Origin of the sequence: Brachybacterium sp. p3-SID957 (genome assembly GCF_025144775.1) — a bacterium.
Classification (GTDB): Bacteria; Actinomycetota; Actinomycetes; order Actinomycetales; family Dermabacteraceae; genus Brachybacterium; species Brachybacterium epidermidis.
The window spans coordinates 20,802-40,278 of record NZ_JALXKT010000028.1; the positions used below are offsets into that span (position 1 = coordinate 20,802).

The 19,477-nt window shown below is 71.8% G+C and carries 17 protein-coding genes and 1 pseudogene; 15 read left to right on the top strand and 3 right to left on the bottom strand.

The annotated features are described in order from the left end of the window. Nucleotides 1-20: 20 nt before the first annotated feature. The 11 genes and pseudogenes from hemE (at nucleotide 21) to M3B01_RS07840 (ending at nucleotide 12,301) form a co-directional block, all read left to right on the top strand. Nucleotides 21-1,289, top strand: coding sequence for a uroporphyrinogen decarboxylase (gene hemE / locus M3B01_RS07790; protein ID WP_259790863.1), 1,269 nt, complete (start codon nucleotides 21-23; stop codon nucleotides 1,287-1,289). Next, on the top strand, nucleotides 1,286-2,845 hold the full coding sequence (locus M3B01_RS07795; RefSeq protein ID WP_259790865.1) for an NAD(P)/FAD-dependent oxidoreductase: 1,560 nt from the start codon (nucleotides 1,286-1,288) through the stop codon (nucleotides 2,843-2,845). Before hemE ends, M3B01_RS07795 begins: the two co-directional genes overlap by 4 nt. Beyond that, a complete protein-coding gene (hemQ, locus tag M3B01_RS07800; protein WP_259790868.1) occupies nucleotides 2,842-3,585 on the top strand; it encodes a hydrogen peroxide-dependent heme synthase in 744 nt (247 codons plus the stop codon). The genes M3B01_RS07795 and hemQ overlap by 4 nt, the downstream gene beginning before the upstream one ends. Nucleotides 3,586-3,667: 82 nt before the next feature. Then, complete coding sequence (locus M3B01_RS07805) at nucleotides 3,668-5,005, top strand: ferrochelatase (RefSeq protein ID WP_396123348.1); 1,338 nt, start codon at nucleotides 3,668-3,670, stop codon at nucleotides 5,003-5,005. After that, nucleotides 5,002-6,009: a hydroxymethylbilane synthase gene (gene hemC / locus M3B01_RS07810; RefSeq protein WP_259790870.1), complete on the top strand. Its 1,008-nt coding sequence runs from the start codon at nucleotides 5,002-5,004 to the stop codon at nucleotides 6,007-6,009. The genes M3B01_RS07805 and hemC overlap by 4 nt, the downstream gene beginning before the upstream one ends. Then, a pseudogene (locus tag M3B01_RS07815) lies at nucleotides 6,009-6,821 on the top strand (uroporphyrinogen-III synthase); the annotation flags it as partial. The gene hemC and the pseudogene M3B01_RS07815, both read left to right, overlap by 1 nt. A gap of 153 nt (nucleotides 6,822-6,974) precedes the next feature. Further along, nucleotides 6,975-7,970 (top strand): porphobilinogen synthase, encoded by a 996-nt coding sequence (hemB, locus tag M3B01_RS07820; protein WP_396123349.1) that lies wholly within the window; start codon nucleotides 6,975-6,977, stop codon nucleotides 7,968-7,970. Between the two features lie 91 nt (nucleotides 7,971-8,061). Further along, nucleotides 8,062-9,408, top strand: coding sequence for a glutamate-1-semialdehyde 2,1-aminomutase (hemL, locus tag M3B01_RS07825; RefSeq protein ID WP_259790872.1), 1,347 nt, complete (start codon nucleotides 8,062-8,064; stop codon nucleotides 9,406-9,408). A 133-nt stretch (nucleotides 9,409-9,541) separates the two neighbouring features. Continuing rightward, a complete protein-coding gene (locus tag M3B01_RS07830) occupies nucleotides 9,542-10,456 on the top strand; it encodes a hypothetical protein (protein ID WP_259790873.1) in 915 nt (304 codons plus the stop codon). A gap of 88 nt (nucleotides 10,457-10,544) precedes the next feature. Then, on the top strand, nucleotides 10,545-11,720 hold the full coding sequence (locus tag M3B01_RS07835) for a WD40 repeat domain-containing protein (protein ID WP_259790875.1): 1,176 nt from the start codon (nucleotides 10,545-10,547) through the stop codon (nucleotides 11,718-11,720). A gap of 71 nt (nucleotides 11,721-11,791) precedes the next feature. After that, nucleotides 11,792-12,301, top strand: coding sequence for a DUF4919 domain-containing protein (locus M3B01_RS07840; RefSeq protein ID WP_259790878.1), 510 nt, complete (start codon nucleotides 11,792-11,794; stop codon nucleotides 12,299-12,301). 33 nt (nucleotides 12,302-12,334) lie between these two features. Here M3B01_RS07840 and M3B01_RS07845 read toward each other — a convergent pair whose 3' ends face one another. Beyond that, the gene (locus tag M3B01_RS07845) at nucleotides 12,335-12,607 is read right to left on the bottom strand and encodes a hypothetical protein (RefSeq protein WP_259790879.1); all 273 of its coding nucleotides are present in this window, start codon (nucleotides 12,605-12,607) and stop codon (nucleotides 12,335-12,337) included. A gap of 93 nt (nucleotides 12,608-12,700) precedes the next feature. Between M3B01_RS07845 and M3B01_RS07850 the strand changes: the two genes are divergently transcribed. Further along, a complete protein-coding gene (locus M3B01_RS07850; RefSeq protein WP_259790881.1) occupies nucleotides 12,701-13,525 on the top strand; it encodes a uroporphyrinogen-III synthase in 825 nt (274 codons plus the stop codon). A gap of 38 nt (nucleotides 13,526-13,563) precedes the next feature. Here M3B01_RS07850 and M3B01_RS07855 read toward each other — a convergent pair whose 3' ends face one another. Together M3B01_RS07855 and M3B01_RS07860 are read right to left on the bottom strand one after the other, a co-directional pair. Beyond that, nucleotides 13,564-15,528: an NAD(P)/FAD-dependent oxidoreductase gene (locus M3B01_RS07855; RefSeq protein ID WP_259790883.1), complete on the bottom strand. Its 1,965-nt coding sequence runs from the start codon at nucleotides 15,526-15,528 to the stop codon at nucleotides 13,564-13,566. A 297-nt stretch (nucleotides 15,529-15,825) separates the two neighbouring features. Beyond that, entirely contained in the window at nucleotides 15,826-16,455 is a 630-nt protein-coding gene (locus tag M3B01_RS07860; protein WP_259790885.1) for a hypothetical protein, read from the bottom strand. A 141-nt stretch (nucleotides 16,456-16,596) separates the two neighbouring features. On the opposite strand from M3B01_RS07860, the gene M3B01_RS07865 reads away from it, so the two are divergent. The 3 genes from M3B01_RS07865 (at nucleotide 16,597) to M3B01_RS07875 (ending at nucleotide 19,458) form a co-directional block, all read left to right on the top strand. Beyond that, nucleotides 16,597-17,094, top strand: a complete 498-nt coding sequence (locus tag M3B01_RS07865; RefSeq protein ID WP_259790888.1) for a hypothetical protein — start codon at nucleotides 16,597-16,599, stop codon at nucleotides 17,092-17,094. A 655-nt stretch (nucleotides 17,095-17,749) separates the two neighbouring features. Further along, a complete protein-coding gene (locus tag M3B01_RS07870; protein WP_259790889.1) occupies nucleotides 17,750-18,469 on the top strand; it encodes a WD40 repeat domain-containing protein in 720 nt (239 codons plus the stop codon). 173 nt (nucleotides 18,470-18,642) lie between these two features. Beyond that, nucleotides 18,643-19,458 carry a DUF4397 domain-containing protein gene (locus M3B01_RS07875; RefSeq protein ID WP_259790891.1) on the top strand — a complete coding sequence of 272 codons (816 nt, stop codon included), beginning with the start codon at nucleotides 18,643-18,645 and terminating at the stop codon, nucleotides 19,456-19,458. Nucleotides 19,459-19,477: the final 19 nt, after the last annotated feature.

Consider the following 19,477-nt stretch of genomic DNA (forward strand, 5'->3'; position numbering starts at 1 on the left):
TCGTGCACAATGGGGTCGCCATGACAGAAAACAGCACGTCAGAGGCCGTATTTCGCGACACGGCGTCATATCGCGATCGCGTCCGGTCCCACCTGCCACAAGACCATCCGCTGCAGCGCTCGAGCGCCGACTCCGGCACCGCCGAGGCGCCCCTGCTGGCCCGTTACCGAGGGGTCAGCACCGATGCCCCGCCGAGTGTGTGGTTCATGCGCCAGGCCGGGCGCTCGCTGCCCGAGTACCGGAAGCTGCGCGAGGGCACCACGATGCTGGACTCGTGCCTGATCCCGGAGATGGCTGCGGAGATCACTGTGCAGCCCGTGCGCCGCCACCGCGTCGATGCGGGCATCTTCTTCTCCGACATCGTGGTGCCGATGCGCCTGGCCGGCCTCGAGGTGGAGATCAAGCCCGGAGTGGGCCCCGTCTTCGCCCGTCCCGTGCGCACCGAGACCGACGTCGATGCTCTGCCCGTGCTGGACGACTCCTTCGAGGAGGCCCTGGAGCCGATCCGTGAGGCCGTGCGCCTCACCGTCGCCGAGCTGGGATCCACTCCCCTGATCGGCTTCGCCGGCGCCCCCTTCACCGTGGCCTCCTACCTGGTCGAGGGGGCACCGAGCCGGGACCACCTGGCCGCACGGGCGCTGATGCGCTCGAAGCCGCAGGTGTGGGACCGACTGGCCGCCTGGGTGGCCGAGGCCTCCGGTCGCTTCCTGCGCGCGCAGGTGCTGGCCGGCGCCTCCGCCGTCCAGCAGTTCGACTCCTGGGCCGGTTCGCTCTCCGAGCACACGTACCGCACCGGGGCCCTGCCCCACTCCCGCGCCCTGTTCGACCACGTCGCGGACCTGCCGGTGCCCCGCGTCCACTTCGGGGTGGGGGCCGCGCACCTGCTGGCCCCGATGCATGAGGCAGGCGCCACCGTGATGGGTGTGGACCACCGCATCACGCTCACCGAGGCCGCCACACATCTGCCCCCCGGCACCCCCCTGCAGGGGAACATCGACCCAGCCGTGCTGTTCACCTCGGAGCAGGTGCGCTTCGCCGAGGCCGATCGGGTGCTCGCCGACGGCGCCGCCGCGGCCGGTCACGTGGTGAACCTGGGCCATGGCGTCCCGCCGGAGACGGACCCGCAGGTGCTCACCGACCTGGTCGCCCACCTGCACGAGCAGCCCTCCGTCTCGGCTTCCTCGCCGGACGGCTCTTCGTCGTCACAGGGCTTGTCCACGGCCGGTGCGCCCGCCCAGTCGGGCTCGGGCGGCGTCGAGGCTCCTGTCACCACCGGGACCGCGGGATGAGCTCACCCGAGCGCACCGTCGTCGTCGGCGGCGGCATTGCGGGCCTGCTGGCCGCCCGGCGACACGCCCTCGCGGGCCGACGGGTGACCCTGCTGGAGGCCGAGCCCTCCACCGGCGGGGCGATCGCCGCCCGCACCGTCGGCGGAATCGACATCAACATCGGTGCGGAGGCCTGGTCGGTCGGCAACGGCGCGGTCGAGGCGCTGATCGCGCAGCTGGGCCTGGCCGATCAGGTGGTCTCCCCCGTGACCGGTCGCGGCAGCCGCCTGGTCTCCGCCGCCGGCGTGCACATCGCGCCGCCCGGGGGCATGTTCGGCATCCCGGCCCGCCCCCTGTCCCCCGAGACCCGCGAGGTGCTGGGGACCACCGGGGCCCTTCGTGCCTGGGCCGAACGCCTCCTGCCGGCCTCCTGGGGGCTGCGTCCGGACGTCACCCTCGGTGACTACGTGCGCTGCCGGATGGGCAGGCGCGTGGTGGATCGACTGGTCGCACCCCTGGTGGGCGGGGTGCACTCCGCTGACCCCTACTCCCTGGAGCTGGCCTCGACCCTGCCCCGCCTGCCCGACGCCGTGCGGGAGAACGGCTCTCTCGCCGCTGCGGTGCGGTCCCTGCGCCCGGAGACCTCCCGCTCCTCCCGTCGCGGGGCAGGCACGGCCGTGCGGGCCCTCACCCCCACCATGGCCGAGCTGCCCGGGGCGCTCGAGGCGCAGCTGCGCACCCACGGCGGCGAGGTGCTCACCGGAACCCGCGCACTCGCCGTCGCACGCAAGGACGACGGCACCTGGCAGGTCACGGCGTTCGGCACGGACCGAGGCGCCAGCACCAGTGGTTCAGCCACCAGTGGTGCAGCCACCAGTGGTGCAGCCACCAGTGGTGCAGCCACCGGTGGTGCCGACGGCACCGAGGTGCACCTGGAGGCCGAGCACCTGGTGCTGGCCTGCCCGCCCGATGTCGCTGCGACCCTGCTGGAGCAGGCCCTGCCCACGCTGGCCCGTGCGATTCCCTCCGCGCCCGCGGTGCCGGTGCGACTGGTGGCCCTGGTGCTGGAGGCTCCCGCACTGGACTCCTCGCCCTCGGGCACCGGCGCCTTGGTGGCGGCCGGTACCCCCGGGGTGCGCGCCAAGGCCCTCACCCACGCCACCGCCAAGTGGGAGCACGTGCGTCGCGCGGCCGACGGCCTGCACGTGGTGCGTCTGAGCTACGGCCGTCCCGGGGAGGAGCTTCCCGAGGATGACTCCCATGGCCCCGACGGCACCGAGGGCACCATCATCGACCTGGCCCTGGCCGATGCCTCCACGATCCTGCGCACCCCGCTGGACCGCTCCCAGTTGCGGGCCGCCCGCGTGATCACCTGGCAGCGTGCCATGCGCCGCCCCGGCCCCGGCCATCGCGAGGCCCTGGACGCGATCACCGAGCTGCTGGCCCAGGAGCCGAGCCTCGAGCTGGTGGGGGCCTGGCGGGCCGGCACCGGCATCGACGCGATCGTGCGGGCTGACGCCCGCGCCATGACCATCCCCGACCCATCCACCCACCGAGTCCAGGAGGACCGCCCATGACCACCCAGCACCCCGCCCCCTCCCGCCCCGAGGGCCGCGACGGCCCCGACAGCGCCGGCAAGGAGATCACCCGCTACACCTCCTACACCGTGTTCCGCCGCCTGGGCGGCCTGGCCGCCGAGGGTGAGGCCAGCCCCGAGCAGCTCACCACCGCCGTGGAGGAGACCATCTCCCTGATCGAGGCCGACGGCTGCGAGGTGCTCGGCTTCTACGACGTCTCCGGATTCCGCGCCGAGGACGACCTGATGCTGTGGTTGGCCGCGGAGGAGCCCGAGGCCCTGCAGGCCGGGCTGCGCACGCTGGAGAACTCCCTGGCGGGCACCCTGCTGCACCGCGAGTGGGCAGCCGTGGGCGTGCACCGCGCCGCCGAGTTCACCCGCTCCCACATCCCCTCGTTCATGACGAAGAACCGCGGTCGCAAGCAGTGGATCTGCGTGTACCCCTTCGTGCGCTCCTACGAGTGGTACCTGCTGCCGGAGGAGGAGCGCCGCCGCATGCTGATCGAGCACGGGAAGCTGGGCCGCGACTTCCCGCAGGTCAACGCCAACACGGTGGCCTCCTTCGCCCTGGGCGACTACGAGTGGCTGCTGAGCTTCGAGGCCGACGACCTGCACGATCTGGTGGACATGATGCGACACCTGCGCTACTCCGATGCCCGCCTGCACGTGCGCGAGGAGCTGCCGTTCCACACCGGCCGCCGTCTCGACTCCGCCGCCGACATCGCCGCCCTGCTGGCCTGACCCGTCATCGGCCCGGTGGCGACGCTCTGCCACCGGGCCTCCCCCGTCGGGCCCCGGCCTGACCCATTCTGGAAGGATCCCCGTGACCATTCCCCCTGAGACCGCAGCCGGTCTTGAGACCACCACCGCCGCTGTCACCGAGATTGCCGACGAGCTGCCCCTGCCGCGCGAGGTGGACCACGACAGCGAGACCCACACCCGCCGCGGTGAGCAGCGCGCGTTCGACTCGATCCTGTTCTCCTCCTTCGGCGGCCCTGACGGCCAGGAGGACGTGATCCCGTTCCTGCGCAACGTCACCCGCGGGCGCGGCATCCCCGATGAGCGGCTCGAGGAGGTCGCCGGCCACTACCGGGCCCTCGGCGGCCGCAGCCCCATCACCGAGCAGAACCGCGCGATGATCGCCTCCCTTCAGGTGGAGCTGGCCGCCCGCGGCATCGACATGCCCGTGTACTTCGGCAACCGCAACTGGGAGCCCTACAACGCCGATGCGGTCACGGCCCTGCACGCCGATGGTCACCGCCATGCCCTGGGCCTGGTCACCAGCGCGTACTCGAGCTACTCCTCGTGCCGTCAGTACCGCGAGGACTTCGCGATGGTGCTCGAGGAGACGGGCCTCGCGGACGAGGTCACCATCGACAAGGTGCGCGTGTACTTCAACCATCCCGGCTTCCTGGACCCGGTGGCCGACGGCCTCGAGCAGGCGCTGCGCTCGCTCGGCGATGCCGGCCACGACGTGGACCGCATCGCGGTGCTGTTCTCCACCCATTCGGTGCCGCTGTCGATGGCGGAGGCCTCCGGTCCGGAGGAGACCCGCGTGGAGGGCTCCAGCGGCTGGTACGTGGCCCAGCACCTCGCGGCCTGCCGCTACGTGATGGACCGGGTGGACGACGCCCTGCCGCAGCTGCCGTCGTGGCGCCTGGTGTACCAGTCCCGCTCCGGCGCACCGCACATCCCGTGGCTGGAGCCGGACGTCAACGACGTGATCGAGGAGATCGCCGAGCAGCAGTCGGCCGATGCGGTGGTGGTGGTGCCGATCGGCTTCGTCACCGACCACGTCGAGGTGGTCTGGGACCTGGACACCGAGGCGAAGGAGACCGCCCAGGAGCACGGCCTGGCCTTCGTGCGGGTGGCCACCTCCGGCACCGATCCGCGGTTCATCAAGGCCCTTGCGGATCTGGTGCAGGAGCGCCTGGATCCTGCCTTCCCCCGGCAGGAGGTCACGGACTTCGGGCCCACGCCGGACGTCTGCGGCGCCAACTGCTGCGTGGGCCGGATGTGCCGACCCACCACCAGCGGCGTGGACTCCGCGCGGGACGTGCAGCGCGCCCGGGCCGCTCGCGAGCAGGAGCAGGCGGCCGGGGCAGGCACCTCCGGGGCAGGCACCTCCGGGGCAGGCACCGCCGGGGCTGACGCCTCATGACGGCGCACCCCGATCCGGCCCCGCTGCGTCTGGGCACCCGCGCCTCCGCCCTGGCCCTGGCCCAGTCCGGTCAGGCCGGGCGGGCCCTGGTGGCCGGCACCGGCCGGGCGGTGGAGCTGGTGCACGTGCGCACCACGGGCGATGTGGACCGCCGGCCGCTGACCCAGATCGGCGGCACGGGCGTGTTCGTCACCGCCGTACGGCAGGCCCTGCTGGACGGCGAGGTGGACGCGGTGGTCCATTCCTGCAAGGACCTGCCCACCACCCCGGCCGATGGCATCACCATGGCCTGCATCCCCGCTCGGCAGGATCCGCGCGATGCCCTGGTGGCCCGCGACGGCCTCACGCTCGCCCAGCTCCCGGCGGGGGCACGCGTGGGCACCGGATCGCCGCGCCGCGCCGCACAGCTGCTGCGGGCCCGCCCGGACCTGGAGGTGGTCTCGATCCGCGGGAACATCGACACCCGCATCAACCGCGCCCTGGGGTCCGAGGCGGATCTGGACGCCGTGGTGCTGGCCGCCTCCGGTCTGCACCGGGCGGACCGCGCCGCGGAGATCTCCGATCTGCTGGACGTGCAGGTGATGCTGCCGGCACCCGCCCAGGGGGCGCTCGCGATCGAGTGCCGCACCGAGGACTGGCAGGCCGGCGGGTGGCTCGCCGAGGCCCTGGCCGCCTACGACCACGCGCCCACGCGGGCCGCGGTGACCGCTGAGCGCGCCCTGCTGCGAGCCCTCGAGGCCGGTTGCAGCGCCCCGGTGGCGGCCCATGCCACCGGTGAGGGGCAGGCGCTGCAGCTGCGGGCCCTGGCGATCTCCCCCGACGGCGCAAAGGTGATCGAGGGCTCCCGCTGCGTGGACCCCGACGGCACCTCTGCGCCCGAGCGCGCCGGTGCATCCGACGCGCACTCCGCCGCCCGGCTCGGTGAGGCACTGGCCGCCGAGCTGCTGGACCAGGGCGCCCGGGACCTGCTGGATGCGGCCTCTGCGGCACCGGATCAGGTCTGATGCCGGTGACCGCATCCTTGCCGCCGTCGGCCGCTGCCCCGTCCCGGGGCGCGGCGTGGGTGCTGCTGCCGCGACCTGAGGGCCGCGGCGGCGAGCTCGCGCGGCTGCTGCGGGAGCAGGGACTGCACGTCGAGCAGCACCCCGTGGTGGAGCTTCGCCTGCACCACGACGCACCGATGCGCGAGGCCGTCACTGCGCTGGCCGCAGGCCAGTGGGAGCACCTGGTCCTCACCAGCCCGCGCGCGGTCGAAGCGCTCGCGGCCGTCCCCAGCCCCCTGCCCGAGGGCACGGACGCCGCCGATGCCGGGCCCATGCTCCAGGAGACAGGCTCCGCCGAGCACCAGCCCGGAGTGCTGCGGATCCCGGCCTCGGTGACCGTGACCGTGGTGGGCGAGGGCACGGCGAGCGCCCTGCGCGCCTGCGGTCGCGAGCCGGACCGGGTGGCCGGCGGCTCCGGGCAGGCCCTGGTGGAGCAGTTCCCGCCAGCCCCCGATACCGGCGCCCGGGTGCTGTTCCCGGCCTCCGCGGCAGCGGCCAGCACCGTCCCGGACGGCCTTGCGGCCAACGGCTACGCGCTCACCCGGGTGACCGCCTACACGCCCCACCCCCTCCCGCTGCCCCCGCAGGTCGCGCACGACCTGCGCACGGGGGTGTACCGGGTGGTGGTGCTGACCAGCTCGATGATCGCGCGGATCCTGGCGGAGCAGGGCGTGCATCCCTCCACCAGGGTGGTGACCATCGGCGACCCGTCCACCGCGGCGGCCCGCGCCGCCGGGCTCACCGTCCACCACCAGGCCCGGACCCCCACCGACCGGGGCCTGGCCGATGCCGTCCGCGCCGCCCTGTCCGACCCTTCCGATCCCTCCGACAGCGTTCACCAGGAGACCCCCATGACCTCTGATCCCACCGCTCCCCGCACGCCCCGGCAGCAGGCCCCCGATGCCGCCGTCGGCGGGCCGGTCCCCATCGTGCGGCCCCGCCGCCTGCGCACCACCGGTGCCATGCGCTCCCTGGTGCGCGAGCACACCCTGCGCCCCGCCGACCTGGTGCTGCCGATGTTCGTGCGCGAGGGCATCACCGAGGACCAGCCGATCTCCTCCATGCCGGGCGTCCTCCAGCACACCGAGGACTCCCTGGTGCGCGCCGCCACCGAGGCCACCGAACGCGGGGTGGGCGGCCTGATGCTGTTCGGCGTGCCCAAGTACAAGGACGCCGTGGGCTCGGGTGCGACCGATCCGGACGGGGTGCTGAACCGGGCTCTGGCCCGCCTGCGCCGCGAGCTGGGCGATGCCACCGTGATCATGGCGGATCTGTGCCTGGACGAGTTCACCGACCACGGCCACTGCGGCGTGCTCGATGCCGAGGGCCGGGTCGACAACGACGCCACCCTGGGGCGCTACCGGGAGATGGCCCTCGCCCAGGCCGAGGCCGGCGCCCACCTGCTGGGCCCCTCGGGAATGATGGACGGCCAGATCGCCGCGATCCGCGAGGCGCTCGACGCCGCCGGGCACGTGGACGTGGGCCTGTACGCCTATACCGCGAAGTACGCCTCTGCCTTCTTCGGCCCGTTCCGTGACGCCGTGGGCTCCTCCCTCAGCGGTGACCGCCGCACCTACCAGCAGGACCCCGCCAACGGCCGTGAGGCCCTGCGGGAGCTGGAGCTGGACGTGGCCGAGGGAGCGGACCTGGTGATGGTCAAGCCCGGCCTGCCCTACCTCGACGTGCTGGCCGAGGTGGCTGCCGCCTCCCCCGTCCCCGTGGGCGCCTACCAGGTCTCCGGCGAGTACGCGATGGTGGAGGCCGCCGCTGCCAACGGCTGGATCGACCGTGACAAGGTGATCCTGGAGTCCCTGCTGGCGTTCCGCCGTGCCGGCGCCACCACTGTGCTGACCTACTGGGCCAGCGAGGTGGCCGGCTGGTACCGGGACGGCCTGCCCGCCCACTTGCGCGAGTTCCTCTGAGCCGACCTGATCCGAGCGGCCCCGGTCCCCGTCGTCCGCCTCGGACCGACCCCCGCACGCACGCCTGAACCCTCTCGAGAAAGGCACCCCCATGACCGACGCCACCGATCCCCGCACCCCCGCCCCCACCTCCGCCGAGCTGTTCGAGCGGGCCCGCAGCGTGATCCCCTCGGGCGTGAACTCGCCCGTGCGGGCATTCGGCTCCGTGGGCGGCACCCCGCCGTTCATCGTCAGCGCCGAGGGCGCCCTGCTGCGCGATGCCGACGGCCGTGAGTACGTGGACATGGTGGGCTCCTGGGGCCCGATGATCCTGGGCCACGCGAACCCGCAGGTGGTCGAGGCCGTGCGGGAGGCCGCCGGGAAGGGCCTCAGCTTCGGTGCCCCGCAGCCCGGCGAGGTGCTGCTCGCCGAGGAGGTCACCTCGCGGGTGCGCCCCCTGGAGCAGATCCGCCTGGTCAACTCCGGCACTGAAGCCACCATGAGCGCGCTGCGCCTGGCCCGCGCCGCCACCGGCAGGGACGTGGTGGTGAAGTTCGCCGGCTGCTACCACGGGCATGTGGATGCCCTGCTGGCCGAGGCCGGCAGCGGGGTCGCCACCTTCGCCCTGCCCGGCTCTGCCGGGGTCACCGCGGCCACCGCCAAGGACACCGTGGTGCTGCCCTACGGAGACCGGGCGGCGCTGACCGAGCTGTTCGCGCAGCGCGGCGGGGAGATCGCCGCGATCATCACCGAGGCGGCACCGGCGAACATGGGCGTGGTGCCGCCGCCGGAGCAGGACGGCACCGGCTTCAACCGGTTCCTGGCCGAGACCGCGCACGCCGCCGGGGCGCTGCTGATCTCCGACGAGGTGCTCACCGGGTTCCGGGCGAGCCGCGAGGGCCAGTACGGCATCGATGGCGAGGGCTGGGAGCCGGACCTGATGACCTTCGGCAAGGTGATCGGCGGCGGCCTTCCCGTGGGCGCCTTCGGCGGAAGGGCCGAGCTGATGGGCCTGCTGGCCCCCGCGGGTCCGGTCTACCAGGCAGGCACCCTGTCGGGGAACCCGCTGGCCACCGCCGCTGGGCTGGCCACCCTGGCGGGCCTGGACGAGGCCGCGTACCAGGTCATCTCGCGGGCATCGCTCGCCGTGCAGGAGGCAGTGGGATCAGCGCTCTCGAAGGCGGGTGTCCCCCACGTGGTGCAGTCCACCGGCACTCTGTTCTCGGTGTTCTTCCGGGAGCAGCCCGTGCGCACCTACGAGGACGCCAAGGCGCAGGACACCGAGGCGTTCACCCGCTTCTTCCACTCGCTGCTGGAGCAGGGGATCCACCTGCCGCCCAGCGCCTTCGAGGCTTGGTTCCTCTCCACCGCCCACACCGACCACGTGCTGGACCGCCTGTTCGAGGCACTCCCGGTGGCTGCTCGCGCAGCGGCAGCTGGTGGCGACGCGACGGTCTGAGCAGGGGGAGAACTCCCCATGATCATCCGGGGGCTCGGCGTATAGGGTCAAGGCTCGGACGACGACTCCGACTCCACCGGGCGGGGCACAGGGCACCCGCAGGGTCGGATGAGCCGGGCAGCAGGGGGTTTCCATGACGTTCCTCGGGATGAACACCGAGCAGGTGACCGAGCAGGTGGATCGCTTCGGCCTCAGCCGACAGCGCCTGGAGGACCTGACCACCAGGCTCGGTGAGACAGTTGCGCGCAGCGCTGAGTTCTGGGTGGGTGCCGATGCGGACTCATTCCGCACGGCCTGGGCGTCGACGTCCGCCTCGCTGCGATCTGCGGGACAGCAGATCGAGTCGCGCAGGAACGAGCTGGCCGAGCACCGGGAGGAGCAGGACACCGCCTCGGAGGGTGGTGAGACGGCCGCCGGTCCCTCAGGAGCTTCTGCCCAGGACGTCGGTGCCTCCGACGGGGATCCGGTGGACAAGACCAACGCGCCCGGCCAGAGCGCGTACTACGGCACCGTGGATCCGGAGGTCGCCGCACTCTGGAGCTCCCTGGAGAAGGACGACCGCGAGGCAGTGGCCCGGGTGATCCTGGAGGAGCAGCTGGCCCGGTACGGGATCGAGGGGGTGCCGATCGACTTCGACCTGACCGACGGCAACGGTTGGTGGGAGTTCACCGGCGAGGACGGGCACTCGATCTCGATCAACGGCGATGTGCTGCACACCCCGCGCCTCCTGCACACCCTTGCTCACGAGGCACGGCATGCCGGTCAGTGGGAGGCCGTGCAGGACACCGAGCCCGGCGCCTTCGACTGGCTGCCCTTCGTGGATTCGACGGCGGACGACTACGAGCGCCTGGAGGAGGAGCACGGGTTCACCCGGGAGGAGATCGACTCCTGGCGGGAACATTGGGACACTCCCAAGGATGAGAGAGCCCCGTACCTGGACCAGTCCGTCGAGGTGGACGCCCGTAACGCCGGTGCGGAGTACTCCGATGAACTCACGATGGAGGATCTGCACCGGTACATGGATGCTGCTGGAGTGGAGCACGATTGACGCGGACGCCGTTCTCGTGGCGCCCGGGCACCGGCGCGCGACCGGTAGCCCGCTGCGCAGCGCTCACCGCGATTCCTGAGGAGACACGATGAACCTTTCCCCCAGCCGGCGTCGGCTGCTCGGCGCAAGTGTTCTGCCCGCGGCGCTCTCGCTCGCCGGATGCGGTCCGTTCCGCCGCAGCGGCGGCGCGCCCGAGGAGCCGGTCACCGCCGATGGCCCCGGGGACGTCGACCGCCCGATCTCCCCGGATCGCTGCCTGTCGCGGGAGGAGGCGGAGCAGAGGTCCCGTCCCGGCCCCCCGGAGCACGAGGACGTGGGACCGCAGAACGAGGCTCTGCCGGGAGAGCACCTGTCGGTGCACGGCCTGGCCCTGTTCTCCGACGGCGGCCGGATCGCCGCCAACCAGACCTCGGACGCCCTGATGCTCGGTGAGTCCGACACCTTCGGCACCACGGTGTGGAGCACCTCGGACGGATCGATCCTGGAGAGGTTCGACAACGGCCTCATCGGAGCGGTCACCGCCGATCGCCGAGGACGGCTCGCGATCGGCGGTGCCACGACCGTCGAACTGAGGCTGGCAGACGGGACGCTCTCGCGTGCCCTCACCGGGGGCGAGGAGCCCTTCGGTCCTCGAATCGGGCATCTGGTCAGCGACGTGGCCTTCACCGCGGACGGTTCCCAGCTCGCGGTGCTCGGTGCCGACGGGCGCGTGATGGTGTGGACCGTCGGCGAGGACACCTGCGAGATCGCTCATGAGCTCGCCACGGATCTCACGTCGGTGCGCGGGCTGAGCATCTCCCCCATCGACGACACCCTCGCGGTGTGCGGCGAGGGTGGGCCGGTCGAGCTCTGGGATCCGGTCGGTGGAGAGCGCACCGGCAGCGTGGAGGGGGTTCCCGGCACCCCGGCCGGTCTGGCCCACGCCGAGGACGGCACACTGATCATCTGCACCGATGGTGAGCAGGCCATCCACGTCTTCTCCTCCGCAGGGGCCCTGACCACCGGCCCGGAGCTCGCGGCCTCGGGCCCCTATTGGGTGGCCGCAGGCGGCCACGGGCGCGTCGCGGTGGCGGCACGGGGTGACAGCCGCGTCGTGGTCTGGGACCGGGAGAGCGACGAGACCACTGAGCTCCCGCCCGTGCAGGGCTCAGTGGGCACCATGGTGTGGTCGCCGGATGGCGGCACTCTCTATGCTGTCTCCACGTCCCAGGGGGTCATCGCCTGGTCCGGATCCGGGGACTGGCACGCATTCGAGACCCCATGACGATCACCGGGATCCCCTGAGCAAGCCGAGACCCGATCCCTGATCAGCCTGACCCACGTGAAAGGACCACCATGGACGCCTTCGAGCTCCTCGGGGCCTACGCCCTCGATCCCACCCCAGCCGGGCTCGAGGCGCTCCGGGCCGCGATCAGGCAGCATCCCAGCTACGACCCGATGGTGCTGATCGGCGGGACCCTCGCCCCTCTGATGCGGGAGGGACTGCACCAGGAGGTGGTCGACACGATCCGCGCCTGGACCCCGGGGGTACTGCTCAGCCCCTCGGCCCACGGGTATCTCGCAGGGGCGCTCTCCGCTCTCGGCGACGAGGAGGGCTCCCGGGTGGAGGCGAAGCTCTCCCGGCTCTCCGTCGACAGCATCGCCGCGACCGGGGACGGGAGCCGGGACGATCCCTGCTCGGTGCTCCGCATCGAGGACGAGTACGACATCCTCCGGGCATCCTCGCAGGAATCGACCGGGCAGAAGCAGCTCGACGACGAGCGCGGCCACTTCGACGTTCACACTCTCAAGGACGGCTCGGAGGTCTGGTTCCGCCTGCTGTGGCGCGATGCCGACGAGGGCTGAGCTCATCCGGTCCCCGCCGCTCCCGGGCCAGGACTACTCCTGCTGCCGGGCCACGTCCTCGACCGCGGCGACGGTGCGCCGCACCCGAGAGATGGCCGGGTCCTCGGGGCGGTACCCGCGCTGGGCGTCCTTGAGCAGTTCGTCGGCCTGGTAGAAGGCGTCCCCGAGGTGCCCGGCCGCGGCGGTGGCCTCCGCCAGCTCGCACCGCAGCTCGATGGCCTCGGCGGTGGTGGCCTCCTCGCCGCTCTCCAGGAGGTTCAGCAGCGCAAGGGTCGCCTCGTGGACCCGCTGGGCGGGGGTGCTCATGGCTCATCTCCTGGTGGGTGACTGGGCGGGGACGGTCCGATCCTACGGGCGACACAATGGTCAGGACCGAACCGTGGCGAACAGGAGGACCCCATGAACGATGCATCCGACAAGCCGATCCTGGTGCCGAGCCCTGCCGGTGAGGGACGGTCACTGGTCGATCATCTGCGCGCCCTCGGGCACGAGGTGGACCACGCGCCCTTCGTGGAGCTGCGGATGAACCGCGACAGCGATGCCAAGCACGCGGTGGCCGCCCTGATGGAGGGTCGCATCGCGCAGCTGGTGCTGGAGGGGCCGCGCGCCGTGGAGCTGGTGCTCTCCTATGCCGACCTGCAGGACGACGCCTCCGGCGATGGTGCGCCCGGCGGCACGGACGGGCCCGGCGGGGGCCACGTCGGCCGGCCGACCCTTGCCCTTCCGCGCGACACCGTGATCACCGCTATCGGGGAGGACACAACGACAGCCCTGCGCGAGCTGGGCATCGAGCCCGGCCGCACGCTGCCGCCACTGGACGTCTCCGCCTCGCTCGACCTGCCTGCCGCGTCGCAGCAGGGTGAGGCGCTGCTGCTGGTCACCTCCGCCACCGCTCCCCCGGCTCTGACCGGTCAGCTGCAGCAGGCGGGGTACGCCGTCACCCGAGTGACGGGCTACCGGCCGGTGCCGGTGGGGCTGGACTCCCAGGTGGTGCGTGACCTGCGCCTGGCCGGGTACAGCGCCATCGCCCTGCCCAGCACGTTTCTGTCGGACCTCGCCGGTCACCTGGGCATCCACCGCGACATCCGCGTGGTCACCATGCACGAGACCGCCACCGCTGCTGCCGAGGCCCGTTCCCTCGTCGTCCACGAGCAGGCGGACGCTCCCACCGGGGCCTCCCTGGCCGAGGCGATCCACCGGGCCCTGGTCGAGCAGCGCGGCTGAGCGCCCGCGACCGGGCGTCCCCGGTCGCGGGCACGGACTCAGATCGCGAGGGCCACGCGGGCGCCCTCCCAGATCGCGGATACAGCATTGCGAGTCTGCTTGGCGTCACCGATGCGGTGCACCGCGGGGACCAGGGACTCCGCGCCCTCGAGCACACGGCGGGTGCGCACGCCCGTGGCCAGCACGATCTTCGAGCAGCCCTCGATGCGGATCTCCTCGCCGTTGCGCTCCACCACGGCACCGTCGGCAGTGAACTCCTTGACCCGGGTCTCGGTCATCACGTCGATCGGCAGGTCCTTCATACGGCGCAGCAGGGAGTCACGCACCGTCAGGTACAGATCGGTGGCGATGGCGGGCAGCATGTCCACCAGCACCACCTGCTCGCAGTAGTCAGTTGCGTACTCAGCGGTCTCCACACCGGTCTCTCCGCCGCCCACCACCAGGATCTTCCCAGCCACAGGCTCGCCCTTCAGCACGTCCACGGCGTGGGTGACGTTCTCACCGTCGATCCCGGGGATCGGCGGGTTTACCGGCTCGGAGCCGGTAGCGATGATCAGCACGTCCGGGTTCGCCTCGCGGATCATCTCCTCGGTGACGGTGACGCCCCATTCCTGCTTCACTCCGGTCTGGTCGAGCTTGTGCAACCAATGCCGGATGGGCCGGGTGAGCTCCTGCTTGAACGGCGGGAAGGCGGCGATGCGCAGCTGTCCGCCTGCCTCGTTGCGTTCCCCCACGTCGTACAGGGTGACCTCATGACCCCGGCCGGCGGCAACATGAGCGGCCTCCAGCCCGGCAGGCCCGGCGCCGACGATCATCACCTTCCTTGGGGTCTCTGCGGGGACCGGGCGCATCTCAGCTCGGTTGTTGGAGAAGGGGTTGAACATGCAGGAGACGCCGAAGTCGCCCTCGTCCAGCGTGGTGGGGTCGTTGAAGGTCATGCAGCGTTGGGTGCAGGAGATGCACGGGACGATGTCCAGCAGCTTGCCGGCCTTCATCCTCTCCGGGAACGCAGGATCGGCGATGGAGGGGCGCCCCAGGGCCACGAAGTCCGCGTACCCGTTCTTCAGCGCCATCTCCACCAGGTGCGGCTCATTGATGCGGCCCACCGCGATCACCGGGACACTCACGGCCTCGCGCACGCGCTTGGCACCGTCGAGGTTCCAGCCGTGCGCCCAGTCCGGCGGCGGCACGATGGTGTCCCAGGAGCCGTAGGAGCCGGCCGAGACGTGCAGGGCGTCGTACCCGTAGGACTCCAGCAGCATCGCCTGCATCAGGGTGGAGTTCTGGTCCGGCCCACCGATGCGGTCCTCCGTCATGGAGATGCGCACGATGACCGGGTAGTCCTCACCGCACTTGGCGCGGATGTCCTCGCGCACCAGCTTCAGGAAGTAGGTGCGGCCGTAGATGTCGCCGCCGAACTCGTCGATGCGCTTGTTGGAGCGCGGGGAGAGGAACGGGCCGCCCATGTAGCCGTGCGCGGCGTGCACCTCGATCATGGTGAAGCCGGCCTTCTTCGCGCGGGCCGCAGCGTCGCCATAGTCGGAGACCAGTTCGTAGACCTCCTCGGTGGTGAGCTCGCGGGGGGTCTCACGGTTCACCGGGCAGGGCACAGAGCTGGGCGAGACGGGTTGCTCCCCGGCCATCGCCGAGACGGTTTCGCGACCGGCGTGGTGCAACTGGATCGCGGAGGCCGCGCCGCCGGCGTTGATCCGCTCGGCGAGCCTGGACAGGCCTGGCAGGGCGGTGTCGTCCCAGATGTTCGGCTCGTGCGGCATGCCCACGCCACGCTTCTGCACGGCGGCGATCTCCACGATCACCATGCCGAACCCGCCGTCGGAGCGGGCCCCGTAGTAGTCCAGTGCGTACTGCCCCACCGAGCCGTCCTCCTCCAGCATCCCGGAGTCCATGGCGGGCACGATCATGCGGTTGCGCAACTCGACGCTGCCGATCTTCTCGGGGCTGAAGGAGTGGGCGAAGGTGCTCTCGGCATCGACGACGGTCATGGTGGTCCTCTGGTTCCTCTTCTCGGGGCCGCCCCTGCCATGGGGTCGGCATGCGTTCGGATCCCCGGCCGCCTCGACAAGGGTGTCGTGGAGCGCATCACGGGCGGGGTCACAAATACTGTGCGGGCCATCCGCGAATGGCAGGAAATCACTTGGCGCTCACTTTAGGGGCGAGGAGCGCGCCTGGTCAGAGCCCAAGATCCCGATACGAGGAGGGCCGTCGGCGCCGGATTCCGTTCGGCCACAGCCTATTTTCTAGAGCCGATAGAAATGCTGGGTCGTCGATGCGAACGGCTCTCAGAACTCCCGCGCATCCACCACGATGCGGTCCCCGCCCTCACACACCGCTGACATCGTGATGACGAGGCCGTCGGAGGTCACGGGGCGGATCGTGTCGCCGGGATCCGCAGTGAAGGACTCCCCGAGCAGGATCCAGTCGCTCCCGCACTCCCCTGCTTCCTCCTCCAGCGGCGCCACCAGCACGCCCCGGATCACCTCGTCGTCGGCGCGGGTGCCGGCCGGGCTGTTCATCGGGTGGGTCCCCTCCCCGGTGAGCGGTTCGGCTTCGGCTTCCCCACCGCCGGCGTCCGAAGCTGCGGCTGCCTGGGCTGCAGCGACCAGCTCGGTGACCGTCTCCGTCCCGACGACGATCACGGACTGCCGCCAGTAGTCGTCCTGCGCGGGGATGGGCATCCGGTCATGGGGGTCGGTGAACCGCCCGGCGATGGACTTTCCCGACTGCACCTCGAGGTCCGGGAACTGCTCGTGGATCATCTCGGTGCCGTCCACGAGGTCCGAGGGCGTGTACCAGCGCTCGGTGACCGGGTCCTGCACAGGGGCGCTCGGGTCGGCCGACGGCTGCCGTTGGCCCGGGAAGCCCTGCGGCAGGCAAGCCGTCAGTGCGAGTACTACAGCCGCCGTGGCCACGACACGGGCCGATCCGCTGCGCGTCCGACCTCGCCCCCTGCTGCGCATCCGGCCCCTCCCTCCGCCACCGTGCTGGTCCGCGCCAGAGTAGTACGCAGCGCACCGTCGGCGACCGCTCCGCTCGGTGCTCAGGGATCCGCCGTGCGCGTGCAGGGCGGCCCCGGCTGCCGCGAGTACGCTGAGCGGGCCATGGAGATCAACCCCTATGAGGCCCGTCTGCGGATGCTGCAGCAGATGGACGGCGTGCAGATGCAGCGCGAGGCAGCGCCCGATGACGAGACGGCCGGCTGCCCCGGCTGCCCCTACTTCTGGACCTGCCCGGTGCCGCACAAGGCCGAGGAAGTGCGCGCCCCCCAGGAGATCGAGCTCGAGGACGTGGCCGATCAGCTCACCTCGCGTGGTGAGTACCGCCCCCGAGACGAGTCCGACATCGGCTGGACCGATGTGTGGATCGAGGACGACGACGTGCCGGATGAGGACGCGCCGGAGGAGACCGACGAGCCCGGGGGCGCCCCTGACGACGAACACGAGACCGACAGCGGGGACGGGGCCGCTCCGCCCGAGCGTGAGCCCCTGGCCCCGGCCACCGGTCGCGGCAGGCGTGCCGGGCGGCGCCGCTCACTGTTTCGCCGCAGCTGAGCTCCTGGTGCTCTCGGACCTGATGCGCCGCCTGCGAGCATCGGTCACTGCCGTCGAGTCGATGACGGCCGCCGCCATAGACTGACGACGTCTCCGCCCTCCTCGACAAGGTCGAGCTCCCGTGAGCTACCCGGCCATCGTGGAGGCGGAACGATATCGTCGAGGTCGATACCCGCACCGCGGTATACGAACAGGGCAGTGAGTTGCCCGCCGGCCAGTTCCAGCAGATCCGGGGGAGACCATGACGCACCCGAGTCGTTCAGCCGGCTCCCGTGGCCCCGTGCCGCTGCCGACGCGTCGGGGCCTCGCCCTCTCGGCGGTGGGCATCACAGCCCTCGCGGCCTGCGCACCCGGGAGCACTGAGGGGGGCTCCGTGACGGGATCGAAGGGAACCTGTCACCCCGCTGCGGAAGCACCCCCGGGCGAGAGCCCCTATGGAGGGTTCCAGATCTCCCCTGACCAGCTCGTCTCACCGAACGGACTGGTCCTCGCGCCGGACTCGTCGCTCATCGCCGCAAATCTGGAGCACACAGCCCCGGACTCCCTGTCCGTGGAGGACTGGGGCACGGCGATCTGGGACACTGCGTCGGGCGATCTCCTCACAGTGACGGGCAACCATCGTCGAGGTCCGCTCGCATGCCACCCCTCCGGCGATATGCTCGCTGCCGCAGGGCGGTCCCAGATCGACATCCTGGGCAGAGACGGCGCACTGCAGTGGACTCTCACCGGGCACTCCCTCGGCTCGGACGAGGACCGCGGGATCGTCGACCTCGCATTCAGCCCCGACGGGGCTCTCCTGGCCTCGCTCAGCACCGAGCGAACACTGCGCCTGTGGCGGTTCCGGGAGGGGGCGTGCGAGGCCGGTGAGGTGATCGACCTCGGTGACCTCATGCCGGCGTCGCTGTCCTTCTCGCCGGACGGCACCGAGCTGGCCGTCGCCGGGGCCACGGGCCCGGTGCAGATCTGGTCGGTCGGTGACGTCGAGCTCCTCCGCACCGTCGAGGCGCCGGAAGGGTCGCCGTTGGGCGTGGCTCACCTGTCCGACGGCTCCCTCGTGATCAGCAGCTACGAACCCGCTGCACTGGCGGTGGTGGACCCCTCGGGTGCCGTGCGCCCGGGGCCTTCGCCCGCGGCTGAGCGCCCGTACGGCCTCAGCGTCTCCCCCGGGGACGTCGTCGCTGTGTCCGGTGATTCCGGCAGCACCGTGACCGTCTGGGACGTGCTCGGTGGGCAGCACAGGAACCTGCCCCCGGCACGCGGGTCGGCCCATTGCGTGCAGTGGGCTCCCGACGGCTCCGCGCTGTACGCGGTGAGCCGGACTTCCGGGGTGCTGCGCTGGGACGGCACGCAGTGGTCGCTCCTGCAGATGCCCTGACGGCAGAGCAATGCTCAGCGGGCGTCTGATGGGGAACCCGGTTGCCGTGAATGGAGCGCTTTGACGGATCTCGAGCCGACTGCAACCTTTCCGGTCCCCCGGAGGTAGTAGGGGTGTGAGCGCATCGAGCTCGCACCCATGGCCCGTCCGGGCCCCGTTGAGAGGACACCCTCATGCGCAAGACCCTTCCTGTCGCCGTCGCCACCTGCGGCCTTGCACTGTTCGGCCTCGCCCTGCCCGCCTCCGCCGCCCCCGAGGACGATGCGATGCTCTCCGTCCTGCACGGGGTCCCCGACCTGACCGTGGACGTGTACGTGGACGGTGAGCTGACCCTGGACGACTTCGCGCCCGGTGATCTCGCCGGACCGCTCGAGCTGCCCGCGGGCGGCTACGAGATCGCGATCACCGCCGCGGATGCCGCCGATGCCTCCGAGCCGGTGCTCGGCCCGGTAGAGGTCGAGCTCGAGGGCGGCATGAGCCACACCGCCGTCGCCCACCTCGACGCCGCCGGCGAGCCCACCGTCACCGCGTTCACCGACGACACCAGCGCGCTGGAGGCGGGTCAGGGACGACTCACCGTCCGTCACGTCGCCGCCGCCCCGGCGGTGGACGTGTGGGCCAACGGCGAGGTCGCCATCAAGGCGCTCGAGAACCCCCAGGAGAAGGTGCTCGAGCTCGCGGCCGGCTCCCTGGAGGCCGCGGTCTCCGTCTCGGGTGAGACCGATCCGGTGCTCGGCCCGACCGCCGTCAACGTCACCGAGGGCGCCAACACCATCGTGTACGCCTGGGGCTCCGCCGAGGACGGCAACCTGGCCCTCGCGACCCAGACGGTGGAAGGCATGCACTCCGCACCCGAGGGGGTGCCCACCGGTGATACCCGGCTCCCCGCCGACCAGCAGGGCCCGATGCTCGCCGGGGGTGCCGGCCTGATGGTGCTGCTCTCCGCCGGTGCGCTCGCGGCACGCCGCCGGACTGCGGACCGTGCCTGAGCACCACTCTCGTCCCGGC

Coding starts and splice junctions, on each gene's coding strand:
- hemE (WP_259790863.1), top strand. CDS start 21: ATGACAGAAAACAGCACGTCAGAGGCCGTATTTCGCGACACGGCGTCA.
- M3B01_RS07795 (WP_259790865.1), top strand. CDS start 1,286: ATGAGCTCACCCGAGCGCACCGTCGTCGTCGGCGGCGGCATTGCGGGC.
- hemQ (WP_259790868.1), top strand. CDS start 2,842: ATGACCACCCAGCACCCCGCCCCCTCCCGCCCCGAGGGCCGCGACGGC.
- hemC (WP_259790870.1), top strand. CDS start 5,002: ATGACGGCGCACCCCGATCCGGCCCCGCTGCGTCTGGGCACCCGCGCC.
- hemL (WP_259790872.1), top strand. CDS start 8,062: ATGACCGACGCCACCGATCCCCGCACCCCCGCCCCCACCTCCGCCGAG.
- M3B01_RS07830 (WP_259790873.1), top strand. CDS start 9,542: ATGACGTTCCTCGGGATGAACACCGAGCAGGTGACCGAGCAGGTGGAT.
- M3B01_RS07835 (WP_259790875.1), top strand. CDS start 10,545: ATGAACCTTTCCCCCAGCCGGCGTCGGCTGCTCGGCGCAAGTGTTCTG.
- M3B01_RS07840 (WP_259790878.1), top strand. CDS start 11,792: ATGGACGCCTTCGAGCTCCTCGGGGCCTACGCCCTCGATCCCACCCCA.
- M3B01_RS07845 (WP_259790879.1), bottom strand. CDS start 12,607: ATGAGCACCCCCGCCCAGCGGGTCCACGAGGCGACCCTTGCGCTGCTG.
- M3B01_RS07850 (WP_259790881.1), top strand. CDS start 12,701: ATGAACGATGCATCCGACAAGCCGATCCTGGTGCCGAGCCCTGCCGGT.
- M3B01_RS07855 (WP_259790883.1), bottom strand. CDS start 15,528: ATGACCGTCGTCGATGCCGAGAGCACCTTCGCCCACTCCTTCAGCCCC.
- M3B01_RS07870 (WP_259790889.1), top strand. CDS start 17,750: ATGCTCGCTGCCGCAGGGCGGTCCCAGATCGACATCCTGGGCAGAGAC.
- M3B01_RS07875 (WP_259790891.1), top strand. CDS start 18,643: ATGCGCAAGACCCTTCCTGTCGCCGTCGCCACCTGCGGCCTTGCACTG.